The organism is Cytobacillus oceanisediminis 2691 (genome assembly GCF_007678455.1).
GTDB classification, from domain to species: Bacteria; Bacillota; Bacilli; order Bacillales; family Cytobacillaceae; genus Mesobacillus; species Mesobacillus oceanisediminis_A.
Map to the genome: position 1 here is coordinate 1 of NZ_VEEP01000191.1, position 281 is coordinate 281.

Genomic DNA, 281 nt, shown 5'->3' on the forward strand with positions numbered 1-281 from the left:
GGTAGGAGAAATGTTAAAATAAGAGTTTCTACATTTTGATATGTGATGAGGAATGATGGTGTGGAGTGGGGTGATAAGGAAGAGTGAAGTGAAGGGTTGTTGGTTTGGGTTGCAGAGTGTGGGGGGATATCTTTGGTCCGTGGGGATTGAGGATTTGCTTGGCAATGGGGAGTGGAAGAGGGGTTGGGGGAAGTTTTGGTGTGGTGGGGTTATGGAGTGGGTAGAAAGGATGAAAAATGTTATGAAGATTATGGTTAGGAATGGCGAGAGCTTGATCTGAG

At 45.6% G+C, this 281-nt stretch carries 1 pseudogene; it reads right to left on the minus strand.

The features are described 5' to 3' along the window. Window positions 1-28: 28 nt before the first annotated feature. A pseudogene (locus tag FS736_RS24895) lies at window positions 29-281 on the minus strand (hypothetical protein); the annotation flags it as partial.